The organism is Streptomyces sp. NPDC002446, from assembly GCF_053595675.1.
The window spans coordinates 22,785-41,075 of sequence record NZ_JBSFYC010000070.1 but is presented as its reverse complement, the minus strand read 5'-3'; the positions used below and the strand labels follow the sequence as shown (position 1 = coordinate 41,075).

At 68.4% G+C, this 18,291-nt stretch carries 16 protein-coding genes and 2 pseudogenes; 11 read left to right on the top strand and 7 right to left on the bottom strand.

The window, feature by feature from the left end:
* Positions 1–486 (bottom strand): annotated as a pseudogene (locus tag ACWD6P_RS30020) (hypothetical protein); the annotation flags it as partial.
* Positions 487–1,055: 569 nt separating this feature from the next.
* Between ACWD6P_RS30020 and ACWD6P_RS30015 the strand changes: the two are divergent.
* From ACWD6P_RS30015 to ACWD6P_RS29985, 7 genes are all read left to right on the top strand, one after another.
* On the top strand, positions 1,056–1,877 hold the full coding sequence (locus ACWD6P_RS30015; protein ID WP_451447312.1) for a DUF3159 domain-containing protein: 822 nt from the start codon (positions 1,056–1,058) through the stop codon (positions 1,875–1,877).
* Positions 1,874–3,115, top strand: coding sequence for a cytochrome P450 (locus ACWD6P_RS30010; protein WP_451447311.1), 1,242 nt, complete (start codon positions 1,874–1,876; stop codon positions 3,113–3,115). Before ACWD6P_RS30015 ends, ACWD6P_RS30010 begins: the two co-directional genes overlap by 4 nt.
* 99 nt (positions 3,116–3,214) lie before the next feature.
* Positions 3,215–3,409 carry a ferredoxin gene (locus tag ACWD6P_RS30005; RefSeq protein ID WP_451447310.1) on the top strand — a complete coding sequence of 65 codons (195 nt, stop codon included), beginning with the start codon at positions 3,215–3,217 and terminating at the stop codon, positions 3,407–3,409.
* Between the two features lie 324 nt (positions 3,410–3,733).
* On the top strand, positions 3,734–5,014 hold the full coding sequence (locus ACWD6P_RS30000; protein WP_451447309.1) for a sensor histidine kinase: 1,281 nt from the start codon (positions 3,734–3,736) through the stop codon (positions 5,012–5,014).
* Between the two features lie 2 nt (positions 5,015–5,016).
* Entirely contained in the window at positions 5,017–5,688 is a 672-nt protein-coding gene (locus ACWD6P_RS29995; RefSeq protein WP_451447308.1) for a response regulator, read from the top strand.
* Between the two features lie 107 nt (positions 5,689–5,795).
* Positions 5,796–6,623, top strand: a complete 828-nt coding sequence (locus ACWD6P_RS29990; RefSeq protein ID WP_451447307.1) for a GntR family transcriptional regulator — start codon at positions 5,796–5,798, stop codon at positions 6,621–6,623.
* Between the two features lie 257 nt (positions 6,624–6,880).
* Positions 6,881–7,405: a GNAT family N-acetyltransferase gene (locus ACWD6P_RS29985; protein ID WP_451447306.1), complete on the top strand. Its 525-nt coding sequence runs from the start codon at positions 6,881–6,883 to the stop codon at positions 7,403–7,405.
* 161 nt (positions 7,406–7,566) lie between these two features.
* Here ACWD6P_RS29985 and ACWD6P_RS29980 read toward each other — a convergent pair whose 3' ends face one another.
* The 3 genes and pseudogenes from ACWD6P_RS29980 to ACWD6P_RS29970 all read right to left on the bottom strand — a co-directional run bounded on the left by ACWD6P_RS29980 (position 7,567) and on the right by ACWD6P_RS29970 (position 10,989).
* Complete coding sequence (locus ACWD6P_RS29980) at positions 7,567–7,887, bottom strand: hypothetical protein (protein WP_451447305.1); 321 nt, start codon at positions 7,885–7,887, stop codon at positions 7,567–7,569.
* Positions 7,888–8,330: 443 nt separating this feature from the next.
* Positions 8,331–10,065: pseudogene (locus ACWD6P_RS29975) on the bottom strand (sugar-binding protein); the annotation flags it as partial.
* Between the two features lie 132 nt (positions 10,066–10,197).
* The gene (locus ACWD6P_RS29970) at positions 10,198–10,989 is read right to left on the bottom strand and encodes an SDR family NAD(P)-dependent oxidoreductase (RefSeq protein WP_451447304.1); all 792 of its coding nucleotides are present in this window, start codon (positions 10,987–10,989) and stop codon (positions 10,198–10,200) included.
* An 87-nt stretch (positions 10,990–11,076) separates the two neighbouring features.
* Between ACWD6P_RS29970 and ACWD6P_RS29965 the strand changes: the two genes are divergently transcribed.
* The 3 genes from ACWD6P_RS29965 (at position 11,077) to ACWD6P_RS29955 (ending at position 14,153) form a co-directional block, all read left to right on the top strand.
* The gene (locus ACWD6P_RS29965) at positions 11,077–11,928 is read left to right on the top strand and encodes a helix-turn-helix transcriptional regulator (RefSeq protein ID WP_451447317.1); all 852 of its coding nucleotides are present in this window, start codon (positions 11,077–11,079) and stop codon (positions 11,926–11,928) included.
* A 207-nt stretch (positions 11,929–12,135) separates the two neighbouring features.
* Positions 12,136–12,732 carry a helix-turn-helix domain-containing protein gene (locus tag ACWD6P_RS29960; protein WP_451447316.1) on the top strand — a complete coding sequence of 199 codons (597 nt, stop codon included), beginning with the start codon at positions 12,136–12,138 and terminating at the stop codon, positions 12,730–12,732.
* On the top strand, positions 12,729–14,153 hold the full coding sequence (locus tag ACWD6P_RS29955) for an MFS transporter (protein ID WP_451447303.1): 1,425 nt from the start codon (positions 12,729–12,731) through the stop codon (positions 14,151–14,153). Before ACWD6P_RS29960 ends, ACWD6P_RS29955 begins: the two co-directional genes overlap by 4 nt.
* 455 nt (positions 14,154–14,608) lie before the next feature.
* Here the strand turns inward: ACWD6P_RS29955 and ACWD6P_RS29950 are convergent, their stop codons facing one another.
* From ACWD6P_RS29950 to ACWD6P_RS29940, 3 genes are read right to left on the bottom strand one after another with little or no spacing between them, the layout of a single operon-like run.
* The gene (locus tag ACWD6P_RS29950; RefSeq protein WP_451447302.1) at positions 14,609–15,472 is read right to left on the bottom strand and encodes a class I SAM-dependent methyltransferase; all 864 of its coding nucleotides are present in this window, start codon (positions 15,470–15,472) and stop codon (positions 14,609–14,611) included.
* Between the two features lie 33 nt (positions 15,473–15,505).
* The gene (locus tag ACWD6P_RS29945; protein ID WP_451447301.1) at positions 15,506–15,850 is read right to left on the bottom strand and encodes a VOC family protein; all 345 of its coding nucleotides are present in this window, start codon (positions 15,848–15,850) and stop codon (positions 15,506–15,508) included.
* A gap of 1 nt (position 15,851) precedes the next feature.
* Positions 15,852–16,031, bottom strand: a complete 180-nt coding sequence (locus ACWD6P_RS29940; protein ID WP_451447300.1) for a ribbon-helix-helix domain-containing protein — start codon at positions 16,029–16,031, stop codon at positions 15,852–15,854.
* A gap of 533 nt (positions 16,032–16,564) precedes the next feature.
* Between ACWD6P_RS29940 and ACWD6P_RS29935 the strand changes: the two genes are divergently transcribed.
* Positions 16,565–17,653, top strand: a complete 1,089-nt coding sequence (locus ACWD6P_RS29935; RefSeq protein WP_451447299.1) for a carboxylate-amine ligase — start codon at positions 16,565–16,567, stop codon at positions 17,651–17,653.
* Positions 17,654–18,291: the final 638 nt, after the last annotated feature.

Genomic DNA, 18,291 nt, shown 5'->3' with positions numbered 1-18,291 from the left:
GAACACGGCCGCACGGTGGACCAGGGCGGCAGCGCGCTCAATCTCGTGGTGAACTCCTCCTCCGCGATGCTGCCGACGGAAGCGCTGCTGGCCGGAGCCGGCGCCGCCGCGGCCGTCGCTGATGCGGTAGGTGCCCGCGCTGTGCCACGCCATCCGGATGATGAACGGGCCGTAGTGGCCGAAGTCGGCCGGCCACCAGTCCTGCGACGTCGTCAGCACCTCGGCGATGTCCTGCTTGACCGCCGGAAGGTCAAGCGTCTTGAACGCCGCTGCGTAATCGAACTCCTCGCCCAGCGGGTTGGCCGCTGCCGGGTTCTTGGCAAGGATCTTCAGATTGAGGCGTTCCGGCCACCACTGACGGTTCCCGCCGCCTTGCGTGGGATGCGGTGCGCGCCCGTGCGCGACCGGGCAGCCACCCCCGCCCTCCGGCTTCGCGTCAGTGACGATCGCATCATGGTTCTGGGTCTCGTTCTGGTTCTCAGGCATGGGAATCCCTCCGGGCTAGGCGGATCACGGTGCTCAGGAACTACGGGCGGCGAAACGGTCGGGTGTGTGGTGAGCCGGTCGGGCAGGTCCTCATCCATGGCACACACGGCACGCAGCTGGGGAGCGGACCCGTCTGCTGAAGCATCACGTGCTGTTCCCGCCGTCGTCCGTCAACCGTCCGCCATGGCCGCCCACCCCGGAACCGATCCTACGATCGACAAAGTCCAAGTCAATACAACAACCAGGACCTGCGGAAACCTGCGGATTGATGCGCAGGAGCCACTCGCGGCGAGGCTGAAGGACATGGCAACGCCCGTCGGAAGTCGGCTTCCGGGGTTCCCGGGGCTTCCGGTAGGTACCGCGTGGCCGTGCCGGGGGCTGCGTCTGCGGTAGGTGGCACCGCCTCGTACTGCGTCTGCGGCAGGGCAAGTGTCTGCGGACGGGCGACGACAGCCCCGCGGCCACCACGGCACGGTGGAACTGCCGCAAACGCCCGACAGCCGACCGCAGACCGCGGCACATCGCAGCACACCGCGCCGCGCACCACCCGCATGAGAACTGGAGCAGTCATGGCCCCGGAGGCACCCAACGCCCACGCGGACGATGGCACCCCCACGCTCCCGGCAGCCGCACGCGATCGGCTGCGTCACGCAGCGGTCGATATCGCTCCCGTTTTCGCCTTCACCGTCAGCTTTGCCCTCACCCACCGGCTCACCACCGCGCTGACTCTGGCCCTGGCGGCCGCCGCCGGCGTCAGCGTCTACCGGATGGCACGCAGGCAGTCGGCACGGCGCGCACTGGCCGTCCTCGGCTTTGTGTGCCTCCAGGGTGCCGTGGCCGCGAAGACCGGGCAGGCCGCCGACTTCTTCCTGCCGAGCCTGATGGTGCACTGCGTGATGGTCGCGGCGAACGCGGTGATGATGCTGCTGCGATGGCCGCTGATGGGCATCGCCGTCGGGCTGATCACGAAGGAAGGCACCGCCTGGCGCCGCTGTGCGATCCGGCGCCGGGCCTTCATCAAGGGCAATCTGGTCGTCCTCGCCGGCAGTCTGGCCATGCTGGCGGTCCAGGTGCCGCTGTACTTGTCCGGCCAGGCCGTCGCGCTCGGCTTCGTCGACAGCCTTGCGCCACTCGTCCTAGCCGTCGGCGTACTGCTCGGCTGGCGCGTCTACCGCCGCGCCCTCGCAGACCACCGCTGCATCCCCCACGACGGCGGTCACGACCACGACCACGCCGACGATCACGACCACGCCGACGGTCACGATGCCGACCGCGCCGACGACCACGATCACCATCACGCCGACGACCGCACGACGGCCCCGTCACCCCGCCATACGACGGCCCCGTCACCCCGCCATCCGTCCCTCCAGCTGGAAAGGACCCTCCCGTGACGCACACCCAGCCCACCAGGACCCAGCCCACCAGGACCCAGCCCACTACGGCTCAGCCCGCCACGGCCCAGCCCACTGCACGGTCCTGCCCCTTCGACCCGCCGCCGGAGTACCGAACCCTGCGTGAGCAGCAGCCGGTCACCCCGATGACGTTCCCTGACGGCATGACCGGATGGGCGGTCACCCGCTACGAAGATGCCCGGGCGGTCCTCGCCGACCCGCGCTTCAGCGCGCGGCGCCGTTTCCTGCGGCCCGGCGCAGACCACTCCGAAACGCACGAGGCTCCCGCGCCGCAGCCCGGCATGTTCCTCATGATGGACCCGCCCGAGCACACTCGCTTCCGGCGGCTGCTCACCGGACAGTTCACCGTCCGCCGGATGCGGCAGCTGACTCCGGCGGTGGAGCAGATCGTCGCCGAGCAACTCGACGCAATGGCCCGTACCGAAGGACCGGTCGACCTCGTCCAGGCCTTCGCGCTGCCGGTCCCCTCACTGGTGATCTGCGAACTGCTCGGCGTTCCCTACACCGACCGGGCCGAATTCCAGCGCAACTCGGCGACGCTCCTCCGCCTCGACGCCAGCGCCGAAGAAGTCCACCAGGCCCACAACGCGCTGCACGGATACATCCACCAACTCGCCCTCGCCAAGCGCGAGAACCCTTCCGACGACATCCTCAGCGCCCTGGTGCACTCCGGCGAACTGACCGACGCCGAACTGGCCGGTGTCGGGGCACTGCTGCTGCTCGCCGGACACGAGACGACCGCGAACATGATCGCGCTGGGCACCATGTGCCTGCTGCGCACCCCCGACCAGCTCGAGGCGCTGCGCGCCGATGCGGCGTTGATGGACAACGCGATCGAGGAGCTCCTGCGCTACCTGACGATCATTCAGTTCGGCTTGCGGCGCACCGCCCTGGAGGACGTGGAACTCCACGGCCACCGCATCGCAGCAGGCAGCACCGTCCTGGTCTGTCTGGCATCGGGAAACCGGGACACCGCACACTTCACCGGCGACCCCGAGCAGTTGGACATCCACCGGCCCTACCGCCCCCACCTGGCCTTCGGCCACGGCATCCACCAGTGCCTCGGCCAGCAACTGGCCCGCGTCGAGATGAAGGCAGCCCTCTCCGCCTTGCTGCACCGTTTCCCCACCCTGCGACTGGCCGTCCCTGTAGAGCAGGTGCCCCTGCGCGACGACATGCTCGTCTACGGCGCCCATGAACTGCCCGTGACCTGGTGAAGCTGAACCGGCACGAGCCCAGCTAGCCGCCCGGCCCACCCTGCGCCCCCCGGCCCACCCTGCGCCCCGCCACTCCACTTCGCGCCACCGGAGCTCCCGATGAAGATCACCCTTGACCGGAACAAGTGCGTCGCAGCCGGCCAGTGCGTACTGGCCGCCCCTGACGTCTTCGACCAGCGAGACGACGACGGCACCGTCCTCCTCCTCGACGCCGCCCCACCACACGAGTCGCTGCCTCATGTCACCGACGCAGCGGCCCGCTGCCCCGCATCGGCCATCGAGGTGGCGCAGTAGCCACGGGACGCCACCCGCCTACGGCACCTGCACCTCTGGCCCGCGCCCCACCGCAAGCACCCCCGGGCCCCATCCTGCCCAAAGCACCCCGGCCCACCGTCACCGACCGGCCACGAACAGCGACAGCGCCAGCGCCAGCGACACCACCCAACGGCGCCCAACCCGACCCGAAGCCCAATCCCACCCGAAGCCCCATCCCACCCGACGCCCAACCCCACGCGGACCCCCACCCCGCCCCCCCGTAGCAAGCGGACCCCCACCCCACTGCCCGCCCGCCTGCCTCCCCCGCCACCCCGCCTCCGCCACCCGTAGCAAGGAGCCCGCATGTCCACCGCTGCGTACCGTGGAGGCGTGCAGTTCCTCCACCGGCTGGGACAGCAGCTACGGTCGGCTCCGCCGCCTCTGCGCGACCTGATGGTCACCGCGGGCTGCTTCACCCTGGCCGCCCCGGTGGCCGTCGGCACCGCCTACCACGACCACGCCTCCCTCACCGGCGCGGTCGCCGCCCTCGCCGTCTCCTGCCTGCCGCTGACCGTCCGCAGCCGCTGGCCCCTCGCCGTCGCCGTCACCACCGTGGCCATCCACCTGGCGCAACTCGTCCTGCTGCCGCTTCCCAGGCCTACGCCCGCGGCCACCGCCGTCGCGCTCTACACCGTGGCGCGCCGCAGCAGCCGCCGCCGCGCCTGGCTCGTGGGAATGAGCGCGGCCACCGTCCTCATCACCACCTCGCTGATCTTCCGCCCCGGTCTGGAGAACCTCCCGCAAGCCATCGCCCTGATCGCCTGGACGCTCACCCCGGTGGCGCTGGGCGACGCCGTCCGCAGCCGCCGCCAAGTGCTCGCCGCCGCCACCGAGCGGGCCGAACGCGCCGAACGCACCAAGGAAGAGGAAGCCCGCCGCCGGGTCACCGCGGAACGCCTGCGGATCGCCCGCGAACTCCACGACGTCGTCGCCCACCACATCACCCTGGTCAACGCCCAGGCAGGCGTCGCCCACCACCTCATGCGCACCGACCCCGACCACGCCTACCAAGCACTCGAACGGATCCGGGACACCAGCCGGGCGGCTCTCGACGAACTGCGTACCACCGTAGGTCTCCTGCGCTACAGCGAAGACGCCGTCGCACCCCGCGAACCGACCCCCTCCCTCGCCTCCCTCGACGACCTGCTGGACTCCTTCCGCCACTGCGACCTGACCATCTCCCTCACCCGCACCGGCGAGGCGGGCCAGCTTGCTCCCATCACCGATCTGGCGGCCTACCGCATCATCCAGGAAGCCCTGACCAACACCCGCAAGCACGCCGGCCCCACCTCGGCACGCATCCACCTCGACTACCTCCCCGACGCCCTGCGCCTGACCATCGAAGACGACGGCCCCCGCATCACCCCACACCACCACCCCGCCGGCGCCAACGCCGCCACCAGCACCAACCCCCTCACGGGCACTGGCACGGGCACGGGATCCGGCACCGGCACCGGCCATGGAATGATCGGCATGCGCGAACGCGCCAAAGCAGCCGGAGGCACCCTCACCGCCGGCCCGGACCCCGGCAAGGGCTTCCGCATCGACGCCGAGCTGCCTCTGCGACCCGGCCGAAAGGGCTGACCGTGACCATCCGCGTCCTGCTCGCCGACGACCAGGCCCTCCTGCGCGGAACCTTCCGGATGCTCATCGACTCCGCACCCGGCATGGAAGTCGTCGCCGAAGCCGCAACCGGACGCGAAGCCGTCGAACTCGCCCGCGCCCACCGCGCCGACCTGGTCCTGATGGACATCCGGATGCCCGACCTCGACGGCCTCGAAGCCACCAGACTCATCGGCCAGGACGAAGACCTCGCAGGCGTCAAAGTCCTCATCCTGACCACCTTCGAAAACGACGAATACGTCGCCGAGGCCCTGCGCGCCGGCGCGAGCGGCTTCCTCGGTAAAGGCATCAATCCCGACGAACTCCTCAACGCCATCCGCGTGGTCGCCGCAGGCGACTCCCTCCTGTCGCCCACCGCCACCAAATCCCTCATCGCCCGCTTCCTGGCCCAACCCGCCCCACGCCACCCCGCCGCACCCGCCCAACTGGCTGCCCTCACCCCGCGAGAACACGAAGTCGTCACCCTCGTCGCAGCCGGCCTGTCCAACGACGAAATCGCCGAACGCCTCTTCGTCACCCCCCTCACCGCCAAAACCCACGCCAACCGCGCCATGACCAAACTCGGCGCCCGCGACCGGGCCCAACTCGTCGTCATCGCCTACCAAACGGGCCTGGCCCACCCCGACGGTGCATAGCCCACTACCAACCGCCGACACCTTGGTTCCGGTGATGCTCGTGGTTTCGGGCTCTGGCTGGAACGGCCCTCTGGCCGCGGGGTGTCCGGTTCCCGCATAACGGGGGCATGTCAACGACAAGCGAGACCACAAGTGAGCAGACCACAAGCGAGACCACAAGCGAGCAGACCACCGACCCGCGTCCCCTCCACGAGCGCGTCGCTGCGGACCTACGCGACGAGATCCTGTCCGGAGCCGTACGCCCCGGCGCCGTCCTGCCGGCCGCCGAACTCCGCCGCCGCTATGCCATATCGAGCGCGACCGTGGACCAGGTGCTGCAACTCCTGCGAGCAGAACGCCTGGTCGCCCCACGGGCAGACAGTGCCGCGGCATCGCACGCCGTCGTCCTCGCACACCGGCAGCGGACCATGCGCCCCTCGCGCAGCGTGGCTCCGTCCGATCCGGGGCAGCCCTACCGCTGGATCACCGAGGCCCGCAAGCGCGGCGTACGCGCCCACAGCACGCTGCTGGAGGTCAAGGTCTTGCCCGAGGCACCGCCCCATGTGGCCCGTGCGCTCGAACTGGACGCGGGGAGCCCTGTCCTGCTGCGCTCCCAGGTCCTGACGTTCGACGACGAGCCGGCGGGACTGGTCAAGGCGTACTTCCCCGCCGAGATCGTCCGCGGCACCGCCATGATGGACCATCGCAAGATCCGCGGCGGCATCTCGACGCTCATGGCCCAGCTGGGCTACCCGCCGCGCCGGTGCGTGGACTCTGTGTCCGCCCGCATCCCCACCCAAGAGCAGCACGCCCTGCTGAGACTGCCGAACAACGTGCCGGTCCTGCGAACGTTCCGAGTGGTCTACAGCGACCACGACCGCCCCGTCGAAGTCCATGACACGGTCGAGTCCGGTCACCTCTACGAGCTGCAGTACGAGTTCACGCAGACGCTGTAGCGATATCCGGCCGCACCCTGGCTCTGGGGGCCGCGTCCCCGGCACTTGCGGCCCCCGCACGCCGCGGGTGCCGGCTGGCCTCGCGATACGCCCGTGGCGGCGGCGGGCCATCGTCCAACTGCCCAACATGCCCCGCCACCATGCCCCGCCAGCGTTTCGGCAGCGCGGAATCCCATTGAGCATGCAATCCCGGCCGTGGTACCACTTCCTGGTTCATCACATGATCACGGTGTGCGTAACGTAAGGGGAAGGTGGGCGTGGCACTCGGAGAACTGGTGCAACTGCGGGCGATGGGCCCGGCGGACGCCGAGGCGCTGTGGCGCTGGAATCACGACCCTGAGGTCATGCGGTGGATGGACGACACCTATGCACAGACGGTTGAACAGGTGCGCAGGGGACTGGACGAGCGCCCCCGCAACGCTTACGGCGACGTGCTCCTCGGCATCGAGGCGCTCGCCGACGGCACGCTGATCGGCCTGGTCATGCTGCATGACGCGGAGCCGGAGAAGGGCATCGCGAAACTCGACATCTACCTGGGCGAGAAGTCGTACTGGGGCCAGGGCTACGCCACCGATGCGGTGCGGACGATCTGCCGCTACGGCTTCGAGGACATGCGCCTGCACAAGGTGACACTGACCGTGGTCACGGACAACCATGCCGCGCGCAGGGTCTACGAGAAGGCCGGTTTCGTCGAAGAGGGCCGTCTTCGCCAGGTCTTCCGCCGCGACGGCAAGTGGTACGACATGTTCACGATGGGCCTGCTGGCGAGCGAACTGCGCTGAGCCGGTCTGTGGTGGATCCGCTGTGGTGGATCTGCCGGTAGAGGGCCACCGTCTCGACCGCACACACGGCCAAGGGGCATGCATGGGCAGGTCGATGGCAGGTCGATGGCAGGTTGGGGGAAGGTGCCGCAGAGCCATGGCGCTGTGAAGAATGGTCGCGGCTATTCAACCGTCTCGGTGCGAAGCAGGTCGATCTCACCCTGTGCGTTCAGCCGACGCTCTGCTTCCGAGGTGACGTAGCTGACGAAGATGAGTGTCGGATACCGGGGGAATTCTGGGACCGAGAGGATTCCTTCGTCGTCCGAAAAGTTCGACTCAATCGTGATCTCGAAGAGGTTTGAGCCCCGATGTAAGAGATAGTTCCCTCCTCTGAAGGAGCTTTCCCGCGATGTGAATTTCACTCCCAAAGCGCTGGATACAAGCCTTTTGGCTTCATCGAGATCTTCCCCGTGAAAGCCATACAGATTGAAGCGATGCGGCATTCAGTACCCTCTCTTTTCCCAGTCGGAAGTCGGGTTAGGTCCGCCCTTGGCGCCGGCGGGGCTGCCGACCAATATTATCGGGTACCCGATTTTATCCGCAGCATTTTGGATACGCCGCGCATCGTTCGGGCTGATCCTTGCCTCGGAGGCTGTTCTGAGTCCCGGTCCGTCGGGGATGGCACGCTGCGGGATTGGTCTGGGTAGTCCTCCGGAGCCCCCTGGGACGATAGGTATGACTCCGTATGCCATGTTTTCGCAGAGGTCGCCGGGTTGGCAGGTAGGCCCATTCCAGAGGTCGTGGACCGCCTCGCGCAAATTCCCGCGTTCGAACTTACCGAAGGAGCTGTCGGCAGGGAAGAAGTAGCGGATTTGTGGAGCTTCCTGGAAAACGAGTCTCTCGGGGGCGCTCACATCCGCACTGATACTGGCAGCCGCCTGCCGCCCGCGCGCAGCGGGCCGTCTGCCGCCTTGTCGTGCAGTTCCGTCTTGCGCCCGAGTCCGTCGTAGACGCTGGCGACCGTGGTGCCCCGGGCGTCGGTGGTGCTGACCTGTTGGCCGCGGTCGTCGAACGTGGACGTCGTCGTGCCCTTGTCGGGGTCCTTGGCCTGGACCTGGTTGCCGAGCTGGTCGTAGGTGTACGACCACGCGTTGCCCGCCGCGTCCGTGACTCCGGCCAGCAGATCCGCCGCCGTGTAGGTGTACCGGACGGTGTCGGCGGGCGCGTCGGCCGAGCGGGTGTGGTGCTGGCGGAGCTGGGTGGTGCGGCCGCGGGCGTCGGTCACGGTGGTGGTGGCCGTGCCGCCCTGGGGCGGGATGACGGTGGTGCGGTCGCCGCCGTAGCGGGTGGTGGTGACGGCGAGGACCCTGCCGCCCTCGCCGTTGTCGGCGACGTCCCGGCTCTCGGTCTCCCGGCCCAGACCGTCGTACGCCTTCCAGGTCCGGGTCTCGACGCTCAGCGCGTCGGCGGGCTTGAACAACTCCCGTTCCGGCTTCTTCAGCGCGTAGTACGGGGCGAAGGTCTTCGCCGCCAAGCCGCGTTCATCGTAGAAGGTGTCACTGATCAGCCGCCCGCCGTCGGGCCGGGCGCCTGGGTCTGCCGTGCGCGCAGGTACCCGTCGTAGAGGGTGTAGGAGACCGTCTGCGACTGAGTACTGGGGTTGAGGGTGTACGTGGCGACGGCAGCCGGCTTGCCCTCCTAGGTGGGCAGGGAGCCGCGGTCGGGCAGCCATACCTTCACCGAGCGGCCCAGTGCGTCGTACTTCAGGGTGGTGCGCTTGCCGTTGGTGTCGGCGGTGGCGGCGGGCTGGCCGCGCAGCGGGTCGAGTTCGGTGGTGGTGGTCTGGGCGGTGGTGCTGTCCTTGGCGTCGGCGGGCGGTGTGGTGACGGTGGTCTTGGTGGGGAAGCCGGTGGCGGGGGTGTAGGCCGTGGTGGTGGTGCGGCCGTCGGCGCGGACCGTGCGGGTGGGCGTGCTGTCGCCGAAGGCGGTGACGTCGGCCCTGAGGTCGGTGACCTTCTGGGGACGTCCGTAGCCGTCGTATGCGGTGCCGGACTCCAGATAGGTGGCCGTGGTGCCGTCGTGCTTCTTCAGCTTGGCGACGGCGGTGGCGTCGCCCTTGGTGGGCGCGGCGCCGTAGCCGCCGCCGTCGTATGCGGTGCGGACGTCGGCGATGACGTCCTTGGAGCGGTCCGGGCTGCTGCCGCATTCGGTGGCCACGGTCTCGACCCGTGCGGGCAGGGTGAGGATGTTCTTGTCGGTGTTGGTGGCGTAGGTGGTGCGGGTGCACCGGTCGTCGTCGGTGGTCGCGTCGTCGCCGCGGTCGCTGACCTCTTTGACGCGCCCGGCGACCGTGTCGAAGGTGGAGGCGGTGGTGGTCGTGCGTCACTTCGCACCGGCTCCGTCGTCGAGTGAGGTCCAGGCGCGGGTGCTGGCCGTTCCGGTGAAGTTCGCGGTGATGGTTCCCCAGCCGCGGACCTTCTTGGCGGTCTCGTGGTGCCAGGGCCGGCTGACGGTCTTGGCCAGCATCTTTCCTCCGGGCCCGGATTTCCTCCGGGCCCGGAGGAAGAGACGGTCTTGTAGGCGAAGCCCGCGGCGGAGGCATCGTCGCTGAGGGATGCGCCCTCGCCGTCGTCCAGGGAGATGGTGACGTCCTTGCAGCCGCCACCCGACATTCCGGGTAGCGGAGGTGCGTGATGCTGCGTGATGCCTGTCACTACGCTCAGGGGTCGTACGGTTTCACGTCGCATCTGCAGCGAGAGCGCGCCAGCGGAGTCGGGCTGATGACGGCTGGAAGATCAGGGCCTGACGGGTACTCAGGCCCGCATGCCGCCGTCGACCCGGAGGACCGTGCCGGTGACGTAGGACGAGCGGTCGCTGAGAAGCCAGGCGGCGGCCTGGGCGATCTCGTCCGGATCGGCGGCGCGGCCCAGCGGGGTCTGGGCGTTGAGCTGCTCAATGGTGCCGGGGGACTTCTCCTCCCACTCGTGCAGCATCTCGGTGAGCGTGGTGCCCGGCGCGATGGCGTTGACGCGGATGCCTTCCGGGCCGTACGTGGCGGCTGCCGATGCGGTGAGGCTGTTGACCGCCCCCTTCGCCGCGCCGTACGCGGGCAGCCAGGGGTTGGCCATCAGGCTGCCGACACTGGAGGTGTTGACGATGGCCCCGCGCTTCGCGGTGGCGCGGATCGCGGCGATCTCGGCGGTCATGGCCAGCCACGGGCCCTTGAGGTTGACGGCGCAGACGTGGTCGAAATCGGCCTCCGACAGCTGATCCATCGGGCCGGGCGGCTGGCCCGTCGCGCCGTTGTTGAAGGCCACGTCGAGCCGGCCGTACAGCTCCACGGACCGGTCGACGGCGGCACGGACGCTCGCCGGGTCGCCCAGGTCGCACACCACGTAGTCCGCGATGCCGCCGGTCGCCCGGATCTCCTCGGTCACCGCCTTGAGCTGGTCCTCCGTGCGGGCCGCGAGGAGTACGCGGGCACCCTCCCGGGCGAACAGCCGCGCTGACGCCGCGCCGATGCCGCGGCCGGCACCGGTGACGAAGGCGACCTTGCCGGAGAGCAGGTTGGAGGTCGTGGTGGGCGTGATCGGTGTGTTGTTCATGCCGACGAGCCTGCGTTCGGCCGCTCCGCTCATCCAGGCACCGGCAGTACCTGGCTGGGCATCTCGGTGCCGCGAGACACTGGGATGGTGGATCGACGAGAACTGGCCGGCTTCCTGCGCAGCCGGCGCGAGCGCATCACCCCCGCCGACGTGGGGTTGCCCGCCGGGCCCCGCCGCCGCACCCCGGGGCTGCGTCGCGAGGAGGTGGCGCAGCTGGCGTTCATCTCGACCGAGTACTACACGCGACTGGAGCAGGCTCGCGCCCCGCACCCCTCGCGAGAGGTGCTGGCTCAACTCGCCCGCGCCCTGCGCCTGTCGGACGCCGAGCGGGACCACCTCCACTACCTCGCCGGTGCCCCGCCCGGACCATCGGCCGGGCCCTCGCGGGAGGTACGGCCGAGCATCGTCGACCTGCTCCGCCGGATACCGGAAGCGGCGGCGATCGTGTTGTCGGCGACGTACGAGGTCATCGCCTGGAACGACCTGGCCGCTGCCCTGATGGAGGACTTCTCCGTCCTGGCGCGCCGGGACCGTAACCTCATCCGCCGCGCCTTCCTCGGCCCCCACCGCGACCGCCGACGGCTGTACGGCGTCTCGGACGCGGACGAGTTCGCCCGGACCTCGGTCCAGCACCTGCGCGCCGCCGCGGCTCGCTACCCCGACGACCCGGAGGTGACCGGCCTGGTCAAGGAACTCCTCCTCGGCAGCGAGGAGTTCGGCCGGATTTGGGCCGCCCACGACGTCACCGACCGCCCCACCCTCTGCAAGACCTTCGAGCACCCCCTTGTCGGCCCCGTCTCCGTCAACTGCGACGTCCTGGACATCGCCGACCGGGACCAGCGAGTCGTCATCTACACCGCCGCACCCGGCTCACCGTCGGAAGAGGCACTGCGGCTGCTGTCCGTCGTCGGCACGCAACGCATGGACGTGCCCGGCTGACCGGGGACGCGGGGGATGCGGGGGAGTGGGGGAGTGGGGGTATCGCCCACATGTAGGACACGGCCCTCCTGCCTGGCCTGCCCTCCAGGTGCTCACCGAGCCGGCGACGGGTCCAGTCCAGTCCCATGCCAAGGCCCGGCAAATTGCTCCAGAGTCTCCTCTGCAGAGAAGACTCTGCAAAATACGCTGTTGTCATGTCCGGCGAATCTGTCCGGCGAATCTGAACGCACATCAAGGCCCACTCGGCGCATCGATGCACGCAGTCTGCGGGGGCTGGCCCATCCGCTACGGATGAACATCTTCGAACTGCTCAGCCTGGACGGCCCCGCCACCGCCACCGGCCTCGCCGGACGCCTCGGCGAGAACACCGGCACCATCAGCTGGCACCTGCGCCACCTCGCCGAGCACGGCTTCATCGAGGAAGAGACCGGACGGGGCACAAAGCGCGAGCGCTGGTGGCGAAGAGTCGGAATCACCAACGAGTTGAACACCGCCGACTTCCGCGACGATCCGGACACCCGGGGCGCGCTGTCGGTCTACCTGCACGAGCTGGTGCAGCAGTACTTCCACCGTGTCACCACCTACGTCAGCGAGGACTGGGACGACATGTGGCGCAGCGCCGGCACCATCGCGGACTGGCGTGACCTGCGGCTGACGCCTGATCAGCTGAAGGCGCTCAACGCCGAGCTGACGGCCGTCATCGCCCGCCACACCCCTGCCCCGGACGCCGAGCCCGCTCCGGACGTGCTCCCGGTCGTCGTGCAGCTCCAGTCCTTTCCCCGCAAGGGGCGTGGCGCCACATGAGCCAGGGCGTACGAGGTGGCCTTCTGCGTCGCCACCGCGATTTCCGGCTGCTGTGGTGCGGCGAGACCGCCGGCAAGTTCGGCACCGCCGTCACCGGGGTGACGATGCCACTGATAGCCGTTTCCGCCCTGCACGCCAGCACGTTCGAGGTGGGTCTGCTGAGCGCCGCCACCTGGGCCCCTTGGCTGATCATCGGTCTCCCGGCAGGTGTCTGGGTGGACCGGCTGCGGCGCAGGCCGATCATGGTGGCCGCGGCCACGGCTTCCCTCCTGCTCTTCGCTGCCGTCCCGGCTGCCGCATGGTTCGGCTGGCTGACTATTGGACTACTGCTGGCCGTCGCACTGCTGACGGGCACGGCAGCCGTGTTCTTCCAGACCGCCTACAGCGCCTATCTCCCCAGCATTCTGGAACCCGATGACCAGCCCGAGGGCAACGCCCGACTGCACGGCAGTGCATCCGCCGCGCAGATCGCCGGGCTCGGCTCCGGCGGCCTGATCGCACAGCTGGCAGGTGCCGTGAACGGATTGTTCGCCAACGCCGCGACATTCCTCGTCTCCCTCCTCTGCCTGGCAGGCATCCGGTACCGCGAGCCACGCCTCACCGGGTCCGAACACCGCCCCACAACACTGGTCAGCGGAGTCCACGAAGGCCTGCGACTGATCGCCGAGGACACCTGGCTGCGCACACTGACCCTCTTCGGGGCAGCCTCCAACCTGGCCCTGATGGGATACCAGTCAATCCAGGTGGCCTTCCTGGTCCGGAACGTCGGCTTGGCGCCCGGGCCGGTCGGCGCACTCATCGCGATTGCCGGCACCGGAGGTGTGGCCGGAGCCTTCGTCGCACGCCCGGTCGCCGACCGGATCGGCACGGCCCGCGCCACGCTGCTGTTCGAACTGGGACTTCCCGCGCTCGCTCTGCTCATCCCGCTGACCACCGGCGGACCGGGGCTCCTGCTCTTTGTGACAGGCGGCTTCTGCGTCTCCGCAGGCGTCGTTGCCGGAAACGTCATCAAGGCCAGCTTCCAGCAACGCTACTGCCCGCCGGATCTCCTCGGCCGTCTCACCGCAAGCACCGCATTCCTCAGCTACGGGACGATCCCTCTCGGAGCACTGCTCGGCGGCGTCCTCGGAACCGTACTCGGCATCCGCACGGCAATGGCGATCACAACGGCGGGGGTCCCGCTCGCCGCTCTGATCCTGTTCTTCTCCCCGATCCGGCGGTCCCGAGACCTGCCCACGTCCCGTCAGCCAACGAGCATCTCCGAGCTCCCGCTGACCCCCGATGGCGAGCCGGTCCTACCTCGTCAATGCCCTCGCCGCAGGACGCAGGTCGCAGGTCACAGGGCTACAGGCTCGAGCCCCGGCCCAGATCCTTCCTACTGCTTGCCATGCGCCGTACGGCCTGATTGGCAGCTTCGATGATGAGGATGACAGCGATGACGACAATGGAGCGCAACCACCACGGGCAGCCGTAGTGCTCGCCGAGGATCAACGCGACGACAAAGCCGACGGGGAGGGTGAGCCAGATGGGCAGGTTCGGGACCTCCGGCTTGGTCTTCGGGTCGCTCACGGTGGAGGGCACGGTGATTCCTTGTCTTCTTGGGCTGACGTTCCCGGCATGGAGATGCCGGGGGAAAATCATATGTGAGTCAACACGTCACTTTTCCAGGGAAAGGGGGTGTGGAATCAGCACCCCGGCAAGAATGCACACACGGATCCGGCGTAGCGTGCATTTCACTCCCCCGGAAGCCCGTAAGAACCCGCCTCGCAAAGAGTGACGTGTTTTTCAACTCACTTGCCAGTCAAGGCAATTACTGCAACTTGAACTCGCGTTGTCGAAGGGTTGACAGTTGACAATAGATGGCGTTCAGGGGGCGTCAGGTGGTGGTGGCCAGCAGTAGATCCTCTCCGCTTGACGGGCGGAGGCCGTCGGCGCGATCGGCGAAGTAGCGCTCGGCGAGCGAAGCTCCTGACACGTGTCGGGCGTCTTCGAAACCGGCTTCGCGAGCCAGCGCCAGCATCTCGGACGGGGTGTAGAAGCTGATGAACGGCGTTCCGGATGCTTGCGCGCCTTCCCTACTCGCCCGGAGGCCGGCGCGATCGGCGGCGTCGAGCAGTTCGGTCGGCAGCAGGAAGGTCATGGCGAGCGTCGAGCCGGGTGCGAGCCCGGTGATCTGGCGCAGAGTAGCCGCGGTGGTGTCTTTGGAGAGGTACATGGTGACGCCGGTGGAGACGACGACCGCCGGTCGGCTGGAATCGAAGCCTGCAGCGGTCAGCTTCTTCAGCCAGTCTTCGCTCGCTTCGAAGTCGACGGGCACCAAGTGCAGCCAGTCGGGGATGCCGTAGCCGAGTTCGACCAGGCGGTGGCGCTTCCAGGCCTGGGTTCCGGGCTGGTCGACCTCGAAGACCTGTAGGCGGGAGGCGACTTCTGGCCTGCGCTGGGCAAAGGTGTCCAGGCCGGCTCCCAGGATGACGTACTGAGTGATGCCGCGGTCGGCCTGCTCAGTGATCAGGTCCTCGATGAAACGGGCGCGGACCACGATGGCCGCCCGGATTCCGCTGGTGGTGTGCAGGTCCATGTCGGGGCGGTGGCGCCAGTCAGGGCCGGGAGCCGCCAGCTGCAGGCCGATCTCGTCCTTGAGTACGTGCGGTGGCGGGTCGGCCTGGACATGCAGTGCCCGCCAGAGGGCGGTGCGCACCGCGGTGTTGTCCGGCGCTGCCTCGATCTGCTCGCGTGCCATGGTGGTTCCCCCTTATTTCTTCTTTCGCTGCGGTCAGTTTTCGGCGGGAGCCTGGAGGCTCCACAGACGCCCGTCGGGGTCGCGGACGGTCATCTCCTTGGTTCCGTAATGGGTGTCCTCGAACGGCGTGACCACCTCGACGGCAGGATCGGGACGGAACGTGTCCGCATCAGGAACCTTCAGCACGATCTGCGTCTGGGGCTCTTGGTCCTCGGGGATCTCGGCGATGAAGACATACGGCCCGTCGCCGTTGCGGAGCCGGCCGGAGTTGTGGTCGGTCGAGAACTCCAACTCGTAGCCCAGCGTCTGGAAGAACTTCGCCGCCTTACCCCAGTTATGGGTCGTCAGGAACACGGCCTCGATTCCTTCGGTCGCCATGTCAGATCTCCTTCTCGGTCGATTGCTGTGTGTGCCCATGGGTGTCGTCGAGGTAGGCGCGCAGCGCGTCAGCAACCAACGCCGACAGCGACATGCCCGACTCGATGGCGCGGAACTTGACCTGCTTGATCAGCCCGATCGGCAGGTAGACGTTGAACTGCTTGACTTCCTCATCACTCACGAGTGCGATGCTAGCATCCTAGCAAGCTAGCTCGCCGTGTTGGAATCGACTTTCAGGGCGTGCTTGAACGGGCGGGGGGAGAGGCAGGCGGCCGCCAGGAGGTTCTGATCTCGCTTAGGTACAGGAAATCGGGAGGATGAGGATGAGGATGAGGTGCTGGAACATCGGCACGATGCCCGGATGACTGATGAGTAGCGGACGGAACCACCGCGGACAGCCGGCGAGCGCGCCTGGTTGACCGGGCCGTGCCACTATCTGGCCTGTCTTTGCTCGGGCTGGCCCGGTATCTGGCCGAGGTCGAGCGGAGCTGGTTCCAGGTAAATTCCCGCCATCGTCGCGCCATCCGTGAGGGATCTAAGCCACAATAAATCCGCCCACATCAGGTCAATGTGCTAGGTGTCGCCATCTTGCTCACTCCTGGTTGGCTGTGGATTCTGGGGTCGAACACTCGCTCAGACACCTGGTACCCACCGGGCCCGCCCGCCGGGCCGGGCCATGCCGAAACCGCCGAGCCTCCCCATGGAGCGTCACCAATGCCGCTGACGACTGGCGTGGAGGAGGAGTTCCTCCTGGTCGATGCCCGCACCGGGCAGGTCGCCGGGGCCGCCGAGCAGGTGGTGGCCGAGTTGGCCGACGACTCCGGCACGGTCCAACTGGAGGGCACCTGCCACCAGCTGGAGCTGGCTACCCCGGTCACCCACACGCTCCAGGACCTGCGCTGTCACCTGTTGATGCTGCGGCGCCGGCTTGCCAAGGCGGCCGGCGAGCACGGTTGCCGACTGATCGCCGGCGCGGCACCGGTGCTGGCGCTGTCGGGGCCGCCGAGGCTTTTGGACAATGAGCGGCGGCGTCAGCAGGCGGCACGGTTCGGTGCCTTGACGCACACCATCGTCCACTGCGGCTGCCACGTACACATCGGCACCCTCGACCAGGACACGGCGGTCCGAGTCATGGGCCATGTGCGCGCCTGGCTGCCCACCCTGCTCGCCCTGAGCGCCAACTCGCCCTTCTGCAACGGGCTCGACACCGGCCATGCCAGTTGGCGGGCGGTCGCCTGGGGCTCTTGGCCCACGGCCGGCGTACCGCCGGTCTTCCGTTCCGCCGCCCACTACCGGCAGACCGTGCACCGGATGCTCGCCACTGGCGCGGCACTGGACAAGAAGATGGCGTACTGGGACATGCGCCCCTCCCCGAACTGGTCGACGCTGGAGATGCGGGCCGCCGACGTCTCCCCGAGCCTGGACGGGACCCTGTTGCAGGCCGCTCTCAGCCGGGCTCTGGTGGCCCGGGGGCTGCGCGCCGTACGCGAGGAACGGCCCGTCCCACAGATCCCCGACGACCTGCTGCGCATGGCCCGTTGGCGGGCAGCCCGTGACGGGTTCGAGGGAGAAGGTGTCGACCCGCTGACCGGTGCCCTGCGCCCCGCGGCCGCTCTCGCCGACGCGCTCGTCGAGGTGCTCGCCTTCGACCTGGAGGCCGTCGGCGACCTGGGCTACGTCGAGCGTGCACTGACCGCGCTGCGCCGGAACGGCTCCAGCGCCCATCGCCAGCGGCTGGCGTTCGAACGCCGCCATGACCTAGGGGACGTGGTGCGCCAACTGGCCGAAGACACCGAGCTGTAGCCCGGCGTGACGGTGCGACGGTTGGGTGGCGCGGGGATGTGGCCCTGCCCGACTGCTGCGCAGGGTAGTTCCCCTTGTGCTCCCCTTGTGTTCCCCTTGTCAGGCTGGACGGGGTGGGAGCCGCGACGACGTCCTTGGAGGTCGTCGCATTTGGCGTGATCGGTGGGCTGTTTCTCCGCGACCGTAGTAGCGGAGCGATGTGTCCCTGACGGGCCGTGGGAGTTGTTCCAACGGGTGGTGCCGGTCGAACCGGTTCGCGTCCGGTCAGTCGGCCGGTCAGGTGCGGCAGCGCAGCATTTCCAGCGGCGGTTTTGCGAGGAGGCCCGCCCAGTGCCCGCCTGCCTCGCGAGGAATGGATATGTCACTACTTGTAAACCCCTGGCAAATGGTGCCCCAAGTCGGTAAACGCACTTTGCAAGCCGTCAGCCAAAGATGTTGATCTTGGTGTGCATACATCGGACAGAGACGCATGCGCCCGCTTCCAGTGGACTTGAAAGGAAAGACATAGCTTTATGCGTATGACGGCACGTCAGAGGGCCGGCCTAGGTGTCGTAATGAATCGGAAGGAACCGGGACCGCCCAACGGCAGGGTGTTCTTCGCGGGTGCGGTCGCCGTGGCCATCTGCGTGGGAACGGCC

Excerpts from the sequence above, each read along its gene's own strand:
- ACWD6P_RS29950 (WP_451447302.1), bottom strand. The coding sequence starts at position 15,472 with ATGGCACGCGAGCAGATCGAGGCAGCGCCGGACAACACCGCGGTGCGC.
- ACWD6P_RS29955 (WP_451447303.1), top strand. The coding sequence starts at position 12,729 with ATGAGCCAGGGCGTACGAGGTGGCCTTCTGCGTCGCCACCGCGATTTC.
- ACWD6P_RS29980 (WP_451447305.1), bottom strand. The coding sequence starts at position 7,887 with ATGCCGCATCGCTTCAATCTGTATGGCTTTCACGGGGAAGATCTCGAT.
- ACWD6P_RS30000 (WP_451447309.1), top strand. The coding sequence starts at position 3,734 with ATGTCCACCGCTGCGTACCGTGGAGGCGTGCAGTTCCTCCACCGGCTG.
- ACWD6P_RS30005 (WP_451447310.1), top strand. The coding sequence starts at position 3,215 with ATGAAGATCACCCTTGACCGGAACAAGTGCGTCGCAGCCGGCCAGTGC.
- ACWD6P_RS29945 (WP_451447301.1), bottom strand. The coding sequence starts at position 15,850 with ATGGCGACCGAAGGAATCGAGGCCGTGTTCCTGACGACCCATAACTGG.
- ACWD6P_RS29935 (WP_451447299.1), top strand. The coding sequence starts at position 16,565 with ATGCCGCTGACGACTGGCGTGGAGGAGGAGTTCCTCCTGGTCGATGCC.
- ACWD6P_RS29970 (WP_451447304.1), bottom strand. The coding sequence starts at position 10,989 with ATGAACAACACACCGATCACGCCCACCACGACCTCCAACCTGCTCTCC.
- ACWD6P_RS29990 (WP_451447307.1), top strand. The coding sequence starts at position 5,796 with ATGTCAACGACAAGCGAGACCACAAGTGAGCAGACCACAAGCGAGACC.
- ACWD6P_RS30015 (WP_451447312.1), top strand. The coding sequence starts at position 1,056 with ATGGCCCCGGAGGCACCCAACGCCCACGCGGACGATGGCACCCCCACG.